13 protein-coding genes and 3 tRNA genes are annotated in these 15365 nt (G+C 57.4%); all 16 read right to left on the reverse strand.

Annotated features, from left to right (window positions below; translation table 11 throughout):
* Positions 1-10: 10 nt before the first annotated feature.
* Positions 11-688, reverse strand: a complete 678-nt coding sequence (gene rpiA, locus ACWVX6_RS03735) for a ribose-5-phosphate isomerase RpiA (protein ID WP_110436003.1) — start codon at positions 686-688, stop codon at positions 11-13.
* Between the two features lie 444 nt (positions 689-1132).
* Complete coding sequence (folD, locus tag ACWVX6_RS03740; RefSeq protein ID WP_117751709.1) at positions 1133-1987, reverse strand: bifunctional methylenetetrahydrofolate dehydrogenase/methenyltetrahydrofolate cyclohydrolase FolD; 855 nt, start codon at positions 1985-1987, stop codon at positions 1133-1135.
* Between the two features lie 27 nt (positions 1988-2014).
* Positions 2015-2848, reverse strand: coding sequence for a prolipoprotein diacylglyceryl transferase (gene lgt / locus ACWVX6_RS03745; RefSeq protein WP_455152388.1), 834 nt, complete (start codon positions 2846-2848; stop codon positions 2015-2017).
* 20 nt (positions 2849-2868) lie between these two features.
* Entirely contained in the window at positions 2869-4131 is a 1263-nt protein-coding gene (yfmH, locus tag ACWVX6_RS03750) for an EF-P 5-aminopentanol modification-associated protein YfmH (protein ID WP_455152389.1), read from the reverse strand.
* Positions 4128-5411: an EF-P 5-aminopentanol modification-associated protein YfmF gene (yfmF, locus tag ACWVX6_RS03755; RefSeq protein WP_455152390.1), complete on the reverse strand. Its 1284-nt coding sequence runs from the start codon at positions 5409-5411 to the stop codon at positions 4128-4130. The genes yfmH and yfmF overlap by 4 nt, the downstream gene beginning before the upstream one ends.
* Positions 5412-6211: 800 nt before the next feature.
* A tRNA-Val gene (locus ACWVX6_RS03760) sits at positions 6212-6287 on the reverse strand.
* Between the two features lie 3 nt (positions 6288-6290).
* Positions 6291-6365, reverse strand: a tRNA-Glu gene (locus tag ACWVX6_RS03765).
* A gap of 9 nt (positions 6366-6374) precedes the next feature.
* Positions 6375-6451: transfer RNA gene (locus ACWVX6_RS03770), tRNA-Met, on the reverse strand.
* A gap of 121 nt (positions 6452-6572) precedes the next feature.
* Complete coding sequence (locus tag ACWVX6_RS03775) at positions 6573-7349, reverse strand: transglutaminase domain-containing protein (RefSeq protein WP_455152391.1); 777 nt, start codon at positions 7347-7349, stop codon at positions 6573-6575.
* A 92-nt stretch (positions 7350-7441) separates the two neighbouring features.
* Complete coding sequence (locus tag ACWVX6_RS03780; protein WP_455152392.1) at positions 7442-8224, reverse strand: hypothetical protein; 783 nt, start codon at positions 8222-8224, stop codon at positions 7442-7444.
* 25 nt (positions 8225-8249) lie between these two features.
* Positions 8250-8975: a 16S rRNA (uracil(1498)-N(3))-methyltransferase gene (locus ACWVX6_RS03785; protein WP_455152419.1), complete on the reverse strand. Its 726-nt coding sequence runs from the start codon at positions 8973-8975 to the stop codon at positions 8250-8252.
* A gap of 78 nt (positions 8976-9053) precedes the next feature.
* Positions 9054-10016 (reverse strand): 50S ribosomal protein L11 methyltransferase, encoded by a 963-nt coding sequence (gene prmA / locus ACWVX6_RS03790; protein WP_455152393.1) that lies wholly within the window; start codon positions 10014-10016, stop codon positions 9054-9056.
* Positions 10017-10320: 304 nt separating this feature from the next.
* The gene (locus tag ACWVX6_RS03795) at positions 10321-11352 is read right to left on the reverse strand and encodes a hypothetical protein (protein ID WP_455152394.1); all 1032 of its coding nucleotides are present in this window, start codon (positions 11350-11352) and stop codon (positions 10321-10323) included.
* A gap of 54 nt (positions 11353-11406) precedes the next feature.
* Positions 11407-12891 (reverse strand): S41 family peptidase, encoded by a 1485-nt coding sequence (locus ACWVX6_RS03800; protein ID WP_455152395.1) that lies wholly within the window; start codon positions 12889-12891, stop codon positions 11407-11409.
* A gap of 291 nt (positions 12892-13182) precedes the next feature.
* Positions 13183-14880, reverse strand: a complete 1698-nt coding sequence (argS, locus tag ACWVX6_RS03805; protein WP_455152396.1) for an arginine--tRNA ligase — start codon at positions 14878-14880, stop codon at positions 13183-13185.
* 40 nt (positions 14881-14920) lie between these two features.
* On the reverse strand, positions 14921-15364 hold the full coding sequence (locus ACWVX6_RS03810) for a DUF1934 domain-containing protein (RefSeq protein WP_118361062.1): 444 nt from the start codon (positions 15362-15364) through the stop codon (positions 14921-14923).
* Position 15365: the final 1 nt, after the last annotated feature.

A 15365-nucleotide genomic window follows, 5' to 3' on the forward strand; every position in this document is an offset into this window, starting at 1 on the left:
TCAGCTGCGCTTACTTGGACGGATTTTCGATGACCTGAACCTCACCGTTGGAGTGGCCGACGATCATGCGCTTGCACATGTTGAGGAACAGACCATGCTCCAGCACGCCGAGCATGCCGGTCAGCTTGGAGTAAACGTCCTGAATGTCAAAGCCTGCGCCGAGGTGCAGATCCGCGATGAAGTTGCCGTTATCGGTAACGAAGGTCTTGCCGTCGCGTACACGCAGAACCGGATTCCAGCCGTAAGCTGCCATGCGCTCCATCGCCTGCTTGGAGCCGTACTGTGCGATCTCAACCGGCAGATGGAAAGCGCCGATCTTGTCTACCAACTTGGACTCGTCCATGATCCAGATAACTTCCTTCGCCATGGATGCAACGACCTTCTCGCGGTACAGCGCGCCGCCGCCGCCCTTGATGGCGTTGAACTGCGGGTCGATCTCATCTACGCCGTCGATTGCCAGATCAACATGATCCAGCTCGTCGATGGTCAGCAGCGGGATACCCAGCTCACGCGCCTGCGCCTCGGTAGCCTTGGAGGTCGGGATCGCCTGAATCTTCAGGCCGTTCTTTACCATCTCGCCTACTGCATTTACCATGTGGTACGCAGTGGAACCAGTGCCCAGACCAACAACCATGCCGTCCTTTACATACTCTGCCGCCTTATCGCCGGCAAGCTTCTTCATATCCATTATATTCGTCCTCCCCTGACGTGATAAACCGTATGTTGCGGTTAACTCATTAGCTTTATTATAGAATGAATCCGGACAAAGGTCAATCTTTTCTAATTTACAAAATAAAAACAATCCCGCCGAAATTTGGTGGGATTGCAAAAGCAGTCGATTTCTGTTATACTTGTCGTTAAGAAAGGTGCTGCCGCGCCTGCGGTAGGCGGTTAAGTCTTGCCCCTGTAAAGGGGGTGGTTTTATGGAATATCTCGTAATTCTTGTAGTGATACTTGTACTTATTGAGCGTATTTTAGGACCAAAGAAGAAATAACCGCCTCTCACTCCCAATGATTGCGGTTATTTCTTCCGTTTTCTTTAGGGGCTGACCGTCTACCGGCAGCGCCTTTCGTTATCTTTAGTATACCCGCCCGCACCCGGATTGTCAACCCGGATACGGGCGGTTTTTGTTTACTGAATGCCGTGCTGGAGCTTTGCCGCCTTGAGCGTATTCTTCATCAGCATGGTGATGGTCATCGGACCGGCGCCGCCCGGAACCGGCGTCATGTAAGAGGCCTTTTCCATAACCTCCGGCGCCACATCGCCGCAAACCTTGCCCTCGGCGTTGCGGTTGATGCCAACGTCAATCACCACTGCGCCCTCCTTGACCATATCCGGCGTAATAAAGCCTGCCTTGCCGACAGCGGCTACCAGAATATCCGCACGGCGGCACACCTCTGCAAGATCCTGCGTACGGCTGTGGCAGATGGTAACCGTACCGTGACGGTGCAGCAGCAGCATGCTCATCGGCTTGCCGACGATATTCGAGCGGCCGACCACGACGCACTCCTTGCCCTTCGGGTCGATCTTGTACTCGTCGAGCAGCTCCATGACACCCGCGGGCGTGCACGGCACGAAATCAAAATTGCCGACCATGATCTTGCCGACATTGACCGGATGGAACGCGTCCACGTCCTTCTTCGGGTCAATGGCGTCGATGACCGCCTGCTCGGAAATATGCTTCGGTACCGGCATCTGGCACAGGATGCCCGAAATTGCCGGGCTCTCGTTCAGCTGTGCGATCAGACCGAGCAGTTCCTCCTGCGTGGTCTCCTCGGGAAGCGCGTACTTCTCGCTGTAAAAGCCGCACTGCTCGCAGGCGCGCTCCTTATTGCGGACGTAAATCTCGCTCGCCGGATCGTTGCCGACGATAATAACCGCCAGACCCGGCGTTACACCCTGCTTTTTCAGTTCTTCGGTCTCTGCCAGAATGCTGCCGCGCACCTTCGCGGACAGTGCCTTGCCGTCCATTCTTACTGCACTCATGTTGTCGTTCTCCTTTATCGTGAAATGTTATTCGCCTTTTTTCTCGTCCGCCTTGTCCTGCTCCGGCGCGTAGAATGCCTTCTCAACCTTGATGCGGTTATACTGCCGTACCAGCACAACAATCGCCGCAATGCAGCTTATGCCGGCCAGCAGCTGCGATACGCGCACCGGGCCGAGATACAGGCTGTCCGTCCGCAGGCCCTCGATCCACGCACGGCCCAGACCGTACCACGCTACATACAGCAGTGCCATTTCGCCCCCAAACTTGCGCTTCTTCGAGTAGAAATGCAGTGCAATAAAGCCCACCAGATTCCACAGTGACTCATACAGGAAGGTCGGATGCACCGGAGAGGCGCCGTCAATGCTCATGCCCCACGGCAGAGAGGTTGCACCGCCATGTGCCTCACCGTTGACAAAGTTGCCCCATCTTCCGATGCACTGACCGATCAGCAGACCGAACGCCGCCAGATCGCACAGGCTGGCAAACGACAATTTCTTAATTCTGCTGTACACCGCCAGTACAATCACAACACCGATGACCGCACCGTAAATCGCAATGCCGCCCTTCCAGATGGCGATGATCTCATTCGGATGCTGGCTGTAATAGCCCCATTCAAACGCCACATAGTAAATACGGGCGCAGATGATGCCGACCGGCACACAGATGATCAGGCAGTCCATCAGATTGTCCGACGTAACGCCGAACTCCTTCGTCCGCCGATTGACATACAGCGCCGCCAGCACAAAGCCCAGGCAGATAATAATGCCATACCAGTAAATATCCTTGCCGAACAGATTGACGGCGACACGGTTGATGTTAAAATCCAGTCCGAGCGCCGGAAATGAAATTGCGTGTTCCATGATCTTTCTTCTTTCTATCGTTACTTCTGCTCTACCACCGACATGGTCGAGCGGTTCGGCTGTGCCCAGCGGCGGAGCATTTCCTGCACATCCTCCGCATGGATGGTGTCAAACAGCCCGGCAAAATCCAGATAATGCTCGCCCGCAAAAACAGAAGCGATCTCCTGCCGTGCATACAGATCGGGCACATCCAGCATACGCAAACGCATGCCGTACAGCGCGTTCTTCATACGGCGGAACAGCTTCGGCTCGATGCCCTCCTGCGCCAGCCGTGCAGTCTCCCGCTCAAGTGCTTCGCGCACAGCCGCCGGATCTCGGCTCTCGCCGCCGAGGATCGCGCATGCGCCATCCGGAATGAGCGAATAATCCACATCAAAATCACGTCCGAGCAGCCGCTTCTCGTACAGCTTTGCATACAGCGGAGAGGTATCGCCGCACAGAATACGCACCGCCAGATCACCAATCAGACTGCGGCGCAGGCGGCTTTCGCCTGCCGGAACCGGCTCGTCCTTAAAGCCGACCATGCACTGCGGCAGCGACACCTGCATTTTGCGCATCACCACCGGCTGATGGACTTCCGCGCGGCGCTCGCCGTAATGACGCTGACCGATCTCGGGTGCGTCCTGCGGTGAAATCTCCTCTGCCATGCGGCATACCTGATCGAAGTCCGCTGTGCCGCACACCACGAGTGCCATGTTCTTCGGACTGTAAAACGCACGGTGACAGGTGTACAGCAGCTCCGGTGTAATATGCGAAATGCTCTCCTCGCTGCCCGGAATGGACACGCGCACCGGATGATTGCGGTACAGGCCCTCATACGCGCCGACGAACACCTCCCAATTGGGTGTGTCCTCTACCATGCGGATCTCCTGATTGATAATGCCGCGTTCCTTCTCCACGTTTTCATCCGTGAAGTACGGCGTGAACACGAATTTAAGCAGAATCTTCAGATTCTCCTCAAACCGGTCGGTGCAGGAAAAGTGATACGCCGTCATGGTGTGGCTTGTGAAGGCGTTCGGACTTGCACCGGTGCGTGCGAATTTCTGCAGTGCATTGCCGTCCTCATCCTCGAACATCTTATGCTCAAGGAAGTGCGCAACGCCTGCCGGTGTGTCATACCGCTTGCCCTCAAAGGTGAACGATGCGTCCACCGAACCGAAATCGGTCGCCAGAATGGCGAAGGTCTTGCTGAAACCCTTCTTGGGCAGATAGCAGATGCGCAGACCGTTTGCCAGCGTGCGGGTCTGCATACTCTCGTGCAGAGCGGAATAATTCTTTGTCATTTTGCCGCTCCCTTCATAAAGAATACCGTGTCAAGCGCTGTGCTCTGTGCCGCAGCAATGACCTGCTCGCGCGTGATGTCGGTCACCTGCTCGATGCGCTCCTCGGGCGATACGAGCGTGCCTGCAGCCGCCTGTCCCATCCAGTAGCGCTCGAGTGTAAGCGGGTCGTCGAGCATGGTGCGCCAGCCGTTGACCAGCGTTTTGCGTGCGCTTTCGAGTTCTGCGTCCGTAATTTCGCCCTTGCGGCACAAATCCAGCTGGTGCAGGATTTCATCGCGTGCGACCTCGAAATTTCTGTTCTCAATGCCGGAGTTGACAATCATCAGTCCCTTAGAGGCGACAAACTGTGCGCTTGCATAGTAGCACAGCGACTTTTTCTCGCGTACGTTGAGAAACAGCTTCGCGCTTGTCGAGCCGCCGTAGATGGTCTGGAACATCCAGTACGCCGCCGGTTCTCCGCCGGTCAGTGATGCACCGCCGGTACGGAAGCCGAGCGACAGCTTGCCCTGGGTTACCTCGGCATCCTCAACGACCTCACGAACATCACCGGCAGGCCGCGCCTGCACGACCGTGTGCGGCTGATACAGCGTGCCCTCGCGCGGCTGGGCCAGCGGCGTTGCCATGAAGTGCGCTTCCACCTCGTCCGGCATCATCGTACCGCAGTAGAACAGCTCCACCTGCGCCTCACTCAGCGCACGGCGATAGGCCGCGTACAACGTTTCCGGCGTAATGCGCTCCGCCTGCTCGATCGTACCGAGCGCGGACTTGCCGTAGTCCTCGTTTTCGCACATGATCTCATTCAGCCGGCGCGGCGCCCACGAACGCGGATCATTTTTAAGTGCAGCAATGCGGTCGATCAGGTTGCCGCGCTCGCCCTCTGCATAGGCGGCGCAGAACAGGCCGTCCTGCAGATACGGATCGTACAGCAGATCGCACAGCAGACCGATCACACCGGCGGTCAGGCCGTCGGCTCCCGGTGCATAAGCCTCATCAATACAGTCGGACAGAAAGCCGATGCACAGGTTTTCGCCCTCCTTGCGCACTGCAGCTTCAATACGCGCACCGTACAGCTCGTCAAGCGCGGTGCCGAACGCCTGCATATCGTTCAGCTTGGCCGTGCCGCGGCGCAAAACCTGCGGCAGACACGCGCGCAGCGCGGCATCCTCGCCGCCAAGCGGCAGCACCAGCATCGCACGCAGCACTGCCCGCTTAAACTTCGGTGTGGTCACGCAGGTGAGATTGATTCCCTCACCCAGCGTTTTTCGGGTCACTTGTTGCATAATTTCCCTCGATTCCGGAAAAGTTTGTCTAACGGGTTATATTATACCGTATATGTGGGAGTAACGCAAACGTAGTTTATGTGAAGTTGCGGCGGTTTAACCGCAACGCAGGCTATTCCGGCACCGACCCGCTAGGATGCACGAACCGCACAGGCGGTTCGCCCTATCCGGGCGGCATTTCTCAGCACCGGCTGAGCGGGGTACTCGAACTGCGCAAGCGTGTTCGTCCCTTTCCGGGCTGAGAGTTTTCCGCTGAACCTCAGCGGGGGATTCGCCGTCTGCGGACGGCGGGAACGTGCCGCGCCCCGCGGCGGGGGCAAAAAGGAAGGACAACCTACGGTTTTCCTTCCTCTTTGAACTCCTACCTTTCCCTTGCTTCCTAATCTGGCGCAGATTTCCTATATGTGACCGCTGCGAAAAGGTGGAGAAAGACACGCTGCGGTAACCCGACTGCCGTTCCCCTGTTTCGCAGCGGTCACATGTCGGCAATCTGCGCCAGACCCTCCCAAAAGGAAGTGGGAGTTAAGAGGGTAGAAACCTTGGTGTCTACCCTCTTGCCCCGCCGCGGGGCGCGGCGAATCTCCGCGCTCCGCAGAGCGCAACTCCTCGCTTGATTTCAAGCGAAAAACCTCCCGCCCGGAAAGGGTGAACCGCCTGCGCGGTTCAGGTCCCCCGGTCTACCCGTGCAGGAAAAGGTGCCGCCCGGACAGAACGTAGCGCTGCGCGCCTCGTATGCCCCGGAAAGTCGGTGCTCCTAAAAAACAAAAATAAAAACCACTCACTTTCGTGAGTGGTTTTCGTGGTGGAAGTTAACGGGCTCGAACCGCTGACCCTCTGCTTGTAAGGCAGATGCTCTCCCAGCTGAGCTAAACTTCCAAGTGGTGACCCGTGGGGGAATCGAACCCCCGTTACCGCCGTGAAAGGGCGGTGTCTTGACCGCTTGACCAACGGGCCAAGGGAAAATGGTAGCGGTAATTGGACTTGAACCAATGACCTTCCGGGTATGAACCGGACGCTCTAGCCAACTAAGCTATACCGCCATATCCTTTTCCGTTGTTATCGCCCGCTCGCTGACGACTTGTTTAGTATAGTCCATAATCGAGTAAATGTCAACACCTTTTTTTAAATTTTTTTGAAAAAGTTTTGGAACCGATTTTTCCGCTATTTCCCACCCTGTTCCAGACTGTCCAGAAGCTGTTCGTAAAACGCCTCATTCCAGGTATGCGTCTGCGCCAGTTCTTCTCCGGTGAGCATAAAATACTGATCGGATACATATTCGCCTCTGTCCGGAATCGGGTCGTCAAACGTGCAGTCGATGTAATATGTTGTGCCGCCCAACCGCACAGCATTCCAGCCGTGGTTCATTTCCTCGGATGCGACATAGATGACCTGAATGCCTGCCGCCTTGCACAGCATCTCATACGCGCGGCCGTAACCGGCACACACAGCCTTATGATCGAGCAGCGCGCCGTCTGCCGCGAAAGCGGGTGCCGAGCCGTCCGGAGCGTCCTCCTCTGCCGTATCCACATCGTACTCACACTGGCGGATGAGGGTATCGTGCAGCGCACGCAGCTTCTCCTCTGCGGTCATGGTCTGCGAAACCGAGCCTGCCGCCAGAACCCTGGCGTACTCCCACGCCTGCTCCTGCCGCGCCTGCCGAGAAACCTCAGTGTTCAGCTCAATGGTCTTATTCGGCCGTGTTACCGCGTGCAGCGCGAATGCGTATGGATACTGCGCCTCCAGTGCCCGGTACACCTCGTCCGCGTCCACGTTGTCCTCGCGGAAGGCAACGCCGTTTCCGCCGTTCTCCGCGTCCTGCCGGAGCAGATCTGCCGCCTGATAGACATTATCCACCGGCTTCGCCTGCAGATACGGCAGCCAGAATGCACCGCCGCCAAGCAGAGTCATGGTCAGCAGAAAGCCGAAAAATCGTCTCATACGTCCCCTCCTTCGGGTATGACAAAGCGGGCGGCTGCGCCGCCCGCTGTCTAACCGTCAAAACGCGCCGCGCTTCGACAAAAATGCAATTATCACATCAGCTTCACGGTGTAATATACCGCAGTGATGAACAGATATGCCGCTGCCGCACCCAGTGCGATCATGACATGACTTGCCGCAACTACAACGACCGCCGTCAGCGCTACCATCACGATCGGCGTAATGGTGAGCATCAGGTACGCGTTCTTGCTGAACCGGGTGTCGATCTTGCTGCCGCGGAAGGTGAACTTGCCCTTCTTGCGGCGCAGAGAAGCCGTAACACCGATCTGGATCAGCGCCAGCACCGCGGTACCTGCTACCGCCACGGTGGACATCCACGTATGGTTAGCCGAAACCAGTGCACGATGAATCACCAGCATCGCCGCAACACCCACACCGGTATCTACTGCAATCAGGAAAAATTCCGGCGCATAAGAATGATACACCAGATAATACACTGCCAGAACCGGCAGAACAACATACATCGCCTTGATCGGCATGGTGCCGTAGTAGTTGATCGCAGTCAGGAATACGATGGCAACGATGCTTGCAATCAGCATATTGCGTCCGCATACGATGCGGCGCACGCTGCTGCGCTTGCCTGCATGCTCCTGTCCCAGCATGATAATGCCGGCTGCCGCGCCGACAATGCCCACGCCGAGCAGCACCCGCGTTACCAGCACGCCGGTCTTCCAGGTGTTGCTGTAGCCCAACAGACGCTCGAGGATCATCAGCACCAGCACGCCGAGCAGGCACACGCTGAATACCGCGAGTACCTTGTTGGTGGTATACTCTTCCTGAGAAATTGGCTTTTTACCCACATTGTTTTTTGCCAATGTTTAACACTCCCTTTATTTCTTCTCACATGTTGCCGCCGGCATAGAGCACGGCCGCAAGCGCCGCAATCGGCGCAGTCTCACACCGCAGGATGCGTGTGCCGAGCGAAACGCTCTGCAGTCCCGCGTCCACGGCTGCCTTTGCCTCAGCCGGATCGAAGCCGCCTTCCGGCCCGACCATCAGCGAAACCGTGTCCTTGACACCGCCTGCAAGCGCGTCGTGCAGACCGGTCCGCTTCTCGTTTTCGTAGAAAAACAGTGCCGTTTCACTTTGCGCCGCCTGCATGATCGCCTGAGCGACCGGTACAACGGCTGCCACCTCCGGCAGACGTCCTCTGCCGCACTGCTTTGCTGCCTCGGCAGCGATTTTACGCCAGCGTTCCACCTTCTTTTCGGTCTTATCCGGTCGGGAAACGCAATTCTTGGACAGATACGGCACGATACGGCTGATGCCGAGTTCTACCGCCTTCTGCACGATAAATTCCATTTTGTCGCCCTTAGGCAGCGCCATAAACAGCGTGATAGCCTGCTTCGGCTCGGTATCCGCCGCGTGGCAGCTTACGACCCGGCAGGTCACGGCTTCCTTCTCCACGGCTTCCACCGTGCAGTCAAAATCCATTCCGGCACCGTCACACAGGGTAACACCTTCGCCGACACGCAGACGCAGAACACGTCCCGCATGATGCGCGTTTTCTCCGGTAAGGGTCAGCACGCCGTCCTGCGGCTGCTGATCGACAAAAAATCGAGGCATAATAATCAAATAACCTTTCCTATTTTAGCAAAAAAACAGCCGTTTGGCAAGTGAACATTCCGTGAATCCTGAAATAAATCACTTTTTCGCAGCAAAAGCACTCCAGTCATCGCTCTTCTCGTGCGAAAGAATCGTAAATCCGCTCTTTTCCAGCGCCGTGCGCACCTCCTCGGCACGCTCGTTGAGGATGCCGGAGCAGATCAGCGTACCGTCCTTGACCAGCTTATCCGCAAACATGGGCGACATGCCGATGATGACATCAGCCACGATGTTCGCCACGATCACGTCGTAGCCGCCGCCGATGTCCTCGGCAAGCTTCGGGTCGCGCAGCGCGTCGCCGCACAGCCCCCTGCCGATCTCAACATGGTTCTTTTCTGCATTTTCGTGTGCAGTTTTCAGGCAGTTCTCGTCGATATCGACGATAGTCTGCACATCCGCACCGAGCATAGCCGCCGCAATGGCCAGAATACCCGAGCCGGTGCCCATATCGAGCAGCTTGTCACCCGGCTTTACCGCATCCTCGAGCGCCATCATGCACAGCTGGGTCGTATCGTGGCTGCCGGTGCCGAAGGACGACGCCGGGTCGATCTCAAGAATACGGCGGCCCTGCGGGTCCTCAACCGTCTCCCACGAGGGCTTGATCATAAAGCCGCGTCCCACCGGGAACGGCTTGAAATACTGCTTCCAGCCCCACTCCCAGTCCTCCTGACGGGTCAGCGCGGTTTCGGTACACAGTCGGCCCCAGGCGTGCTCCTCATCGCGTGCCTTGAGGTTTTCCAGCGCGGCACGGATATCCGCGTACTGCTTTGCACCCTCGTCGCTGTCCGGCAGATAGATCTTCAGACAGGTTTCCTGCGCGCGCTTCTCGCGCACGAGATCCTCGTCTACATAGTCCCAGTATATTTCGGTGTCCTTGAGAAATTCTTCAAAATCCGCCGCATCCTCGAGCACATAGCCTTCTACGCCGTTGTCCTCGAGCAGTGCCTCGACCGGACCGATGCCCTCGGTCGTCGTGTAGATCGTAACTTCTCTCCAGTCCATAGGTTCCACCCTGCCTTTCCTATCCAGATAACCGCGCTCCGCGCGGTATTCAATAACAATTTGCTTGCATAATTGCAACTACAAGACCGGTTTTCGTCCAGAAAACCGAGTCTTTGGTCCCGCCCGCAGGCGACTGCCGCTCTGCGGCAGCATTCAATCCGCGGCGCATTGCGCCGCAACAAAACCCGCGACATGTGCGTGGGTTTTGTTTCCCCGCCCCAGTGCCCCTGGGGCACGTCATTCGGGTATCGAAAGGCGGTTTCTCCGGAACCGTCTTTCGTATATAGGGGACTTTTGAAGTCCCCTATAAGCGGATCATGCCGTATTTCGTCTCGAAGTACGAAATGACCGCGTCTTCCTGCTCCCATGTGCCGTCATACAGTGCCAGTCCCGGAAAAACCCGCAGACCCTGCTCGAGCAGGTCGGCAGATTCCGCGCACAGGCACAGCGGACGCGAGATCATATAGCGGGATTCCTCCAGTGTGACAACATCCTCTTCGGTTTCGAGCAGTAGCTTGAACGCGCCCGAATCATCCTCGGCTTCGATGAGATCCTCATCCAGATGCGGACCGCACTCGATCTCGTCCGAAATGTCGATGGTCGGAGCGATAAAATGCGCGTGCTTGCCATCCGGCGCACAGATAAAATCATCGTGATCGCGCGGCAGCGTTTTGCACGCCACCTGATTGCCGTGCAGCGCTGCGACGAATGCTTCCGTAATGTCGGGCACAATGACCTCGGTGTTGTACAGTGTGGTTTGAGGCAGCCAGTCCGCGTGCATGCACACGCCGAGCGACAGCCGCGCATACGGCGCCGCGATTTCGAGCGCCTGCGTCAGCGATTCGGGATCGTGTGCGCTGATCAGCACAGTCGTAACGCCAATGCGCTGCAGCACACCGATAGCTGCCCGCACATCTGTGCCGTCCGGCAGATGGCCTTCATCGTCCTCCACCTGCAGCTCCGCAATTACCGTTCGGCCGCACAGATCGCCCAGAGCCAGCACAGCGGCACGCAGTGCCGGAAACGTCGGCGCGCCATGCAGATAATAGAACGCCGCATCGTCGTGCAGCAGCGGACGAAAGGCATCCTTGCACTGCTCAATATAGTGCATGGTGATCGGGCGTTCGCAGTGCTCAGCATCGGGTTCGGGCGGGCACTCGAGCGCCATGCCGACCGGCAGCGGTGCCAGTTCTTCAGACCATGCATCACACAGTTCGGCATTCGGTGCAAGCGCGCCTGCAAACCGCTCAGGCGCAGTATGATACAGCGGAATTGCCGCCGGATCGTTCAGCAAAAGCTGCGGTTTATGCTCGGATTGACATAAAGGAATATCCAAGGTTGTTCTTCCTCCTAAGAAGATGAAAAATATTCATATTTCAGTTGATAAAGTTTACTTTTTCGTCCAGCTGCCGTCACTCTTAACGGTATACTGCTGCGGTTTTGCCGCCGCCAGCCTGCACATTTCAAGTGCGCTCTGCAGCTGATCGTCCACCAGATAGGTCTGGCCGTTCAGCGCGGTAACCGCTTCGTCCAGTGCACTCAGCATCTCCGGAGACGCATACAGCGCCGCAGGCAGATCGTAAGCCGCCCGGAAGGACGCTACCGCGTCCGCTACGTCGCCGTCATACCTGCCGGTTGCTTCGGTGAGCAGCCCCAGTAGTGACAGACGCTCGGTCATGGCGTAAACCGCGTCCGAGCTGTCGCCAAAACGCAGGGTTGTGCTCGTATCGAGCGGTTTCAGGTCCTTGGTATTGACCGTAACCTTGCGGTTTTCCAGCTGGATATCCGGCGTCAGGCCGACGCCTTCCCAGCAGCCCTGCTTGGGCAGCTCGAGTTCCAGCGTGGTGATGACCAGCTTGTCGCCGTTTACCAGATCAATGTGGAACTGACCCTGTCCCTTGCCGTAGGTCTTGCTGCCGATGAGCGTTGCCGAGCCGGTGTCCTGCAGGCTGCCTGCCAGCAGCTCCGCCGCGGAAGCCGTGCCGCCGTCCACCAGAACGACAATCTTGCCCAGCGGCAGCGCGTTGCCGGTCGAATAGGTCTGCTCCAGGCCGCCCATATCATCGCGGTAGCGGACGCCGGCAAGCTCTGCATCCTTGACCGGTGTCATAGCATTCGCCATTTTGAGCGCCGCGTCGATCAGGCCGCCGCCGTTGCCGCGCAGGTCGAGAATGACCGCACGGGTGTTCTTGGACGGCAGGCTGTCCCAAATCTCCGAAAACGCCGACCAGTCGTTCTGCGAGCCGATGGCGCTGACCTTGATATACTCCACACCGTCCGCCATCGTCTTGTTGGAAACGTACACGCGGTTGACCTGACGGCGCTCACAGGTAACGGTAATGTCCCGTCCGTAGCGGCGCACGGTCAGCTTGACCGACGTGCCTTCCTCGCCGCGCAGCTTAGATGCTACATCGGCATTTTTCAGCTTGGTTGCGTCCTCACCGTTGATTTTCACGATAAGATCGCCAATCTGCAGGCCTGCTTCCTCCGCCGCTGAATAGCGCATGACCTCCGCGATCTGTACGCCGTTTTCTGTCTCCTGCAGGCCGACACCGATGCCGACAAAGCCCTCAAGCGTCGAAAATCCCTGCGAATACTCCTCGCTCGACAGATACATGGAATGCGTATCGAGCAGCGAGAGAATGTCGTTGAGTACGTCATACATCTCATCCGGATGCTTTTCCAGATATTTATTGATATAGTTCTGCAGAACGTACGGATCATGCTCTGCCTTGAGGCCGAAAGCATCAATGAGCGCCCAAACGCCGTCAAACCACGTTTCGCTCTGTCCGTCCTGCGTGATCGCACCGGCGGAGGCGGTCATCATTGCCGCCGTCATCGCCAGTGCCGCTAATCTTTTGGCTAATTTTTTCATGTGGTTCTCCTCCGCGCTCAGCGCGGCAAAAAATCCGTTTTGCTTGCAAAACGTAACCGCATGGCAGGTTTTTTACCGAAAAACCGAGCCATTGGTCCCGTCCGCAGACGGCCGCCGTTACACAGCGGCTTTCAATCAGCGGCGCATGCGCCGCAACAAAACCCGCGACATGTGCGTGGGTTTTGTTACCCCGACCCAGCGCTCTTGGAGCGCGTCATTCGGGTATCGAAGTATGGTTTCTCCGGAACCATACTTCGTATATAGGGGACTTTTGAAGTCCCCTATACGTTGTCACATGGACTCCGGTGCATCTACGCCGATGAGTTTCAGCACGTTCTCAATGGTCTGCTTTGCTGCCAGGCACAGGGTCAGACGCGCATCACGGACAGTCGGCTCGGCATCCTTGATGCGGCAGGCATTGTAGAAATGATGGAACTGCTGCGCCAGTGCAACGGCGTATTTGTTGAGGCGCGACGGATCGCGGCTGACAGCGGACTGCACGATCTCCTCGGGCAGCAGAGCAACCTGCTTGATGAGCTGACGCTCATCTGCGCCGGTCAGCACGGACAGATCGGTCTTGCCGGTATCCGGCAGCGCAATGCCGCTCTCCTGTGCGTTCTTGAGCACGGAGCAGATACGCGCGTGCGCGTACTGCACATAGTACAGCGGGTTGTCGGAATCCTGCTTGATAGCAAGGTCAAGGTCGAACTCCATCTGGGTCTCCGCCGCGCGGGAATTGAAGAAGAAACGCGCTGCATCTACCGGAATCTCGTCGAGCAGGTCGGTCAGGGTCAGGCTCTTGCCGGTACGCTTGGACATGCGGACAACCTCGCCGCCCTGCATCATGCGGACAAGCTGCATGAGCACGATCTCCAGACGGTGCGAGCCGTCCAGTCCGAGTGCGTCCAGAGCGCACTGCAGACGCTTTACATGACCGTGATGGTCAGCACCCCAGATGTTGATAACACGGTCAAAGCCGCGCTTCTCAAACTTATTGCGATGGTAGGCAATATCCGCCGCAAAGTAGGTATAAAAACCGTTTGCACGGCGCAGAACGTCGTCCTTGTCGCAGCCGAAGTCAGTCGAACGGAGCCACAGTGCGCCGTCCTCGGTCTCGTAGGTTGCGCCCTTGGCGGTCAGCATGTCGATGGTCTCCTTGACGTAACCGCTCTCATGCAGAGTGGACTCGCGGAACCATACGTCGTAGTTGATCTTGTAACGCTTGAGGTCGCGCTCCATGCGGGCAATGTTGGTCGGCAGACCGTAACCCTCGATAACGGCGAAGCGCTCCTCCGGGGTCTTTTCGAGCAGGCTGTCGCCGTACTGCTCTACCAGATCATGCGCCAGCGCCTTAATGTCGTCGCCCTGATACCAGGAAGCGTCAAACTCGATGGCGTCCTCGCCCTTGATCTCCTGGATATAGCGGCCCTCGACCGAGTGCGCGAACTTGTCTACCTGATTGCCTGCATCGTTGATGTAGAACTCACGGGTAACGTCGTTGCCGGACCAGTCCAGAACCGAGGACAGGCAGTCGCCCAGAACACCGCCGCGTGCATTGCCCATGTGCATCGGGCCGGTCGGGTTGGCGGAAACGAACTCTACCATGACCTTTTCCGGCTTTTTGCTCTCGGTACGGCCGTAATTCTCACCCATAGCGAATACACCGCGGACAGCCTGCTCGTACCAGCCCTGATTCAGCGTGAAATTCATAAAGCCGGGGCCTGCGATGGTCACGGTGTCAAAGCAGCTGCCCTCGAGATCGAGGTTGGCTACGATGCTCTCCGCGATCTTGCGCGGCGCCATATGCAGCGGCTTTGCGCACTGCATGGCAAAGGTGGATGCCCAGTCGCCGTTGGAGGAATCCTTCGGGGTCTCTACTGCAACCGGAGGAATGGTGCCCTCAGGCAGCTCGCCTGCGGCTACAGCCTTGCGGTACGCCGCTTCTACAACGCGGGTTGCTTCGGCGCGTGCGATTTCGTATGCGTTCATGTGTACACTCCTATATCTAAAATCTCTTATTTTTACTTTGTTAAACGACCTGAATGTTCGGTTTGGTCGATACCGTCATCTCAAAGTGGTGTTCTCCCATGAGAGAGTTGTCCACCTCGACCGTATAGTCAATGATAAGGTGTCCGCCGTTCTCGCCGATGGTGTTGTGCACCCGCGAGGTGTGGGTGGCGATAGCCATTTCGCTGCCGACCGGCGTCTGATACAGACCGACATGGCGCTCGTCCTCGGCGAACAGCATGTGCGAGGGAAACGTACCCGTGCGGATGAGGGCAACCGTTTTTCCGTCCAGCTTGACGGTGGTCTTGGTGCCTTCGAGTCCGGTCAGTTCACTTTCCTCGTATGCGATGTAATATTTTCCGCCGCGCTCGTACAGCGTGGCAGCGGTTTGCAGGTCGATGTTCTCCTCGTCACAGCCCGCAAACTGCTGCTGAGAGGAAATCGTCAGCCAAACGTCCTTCTTCATA

Source organism: Butyricicoccus sp. (assembly GCF_977037065.1).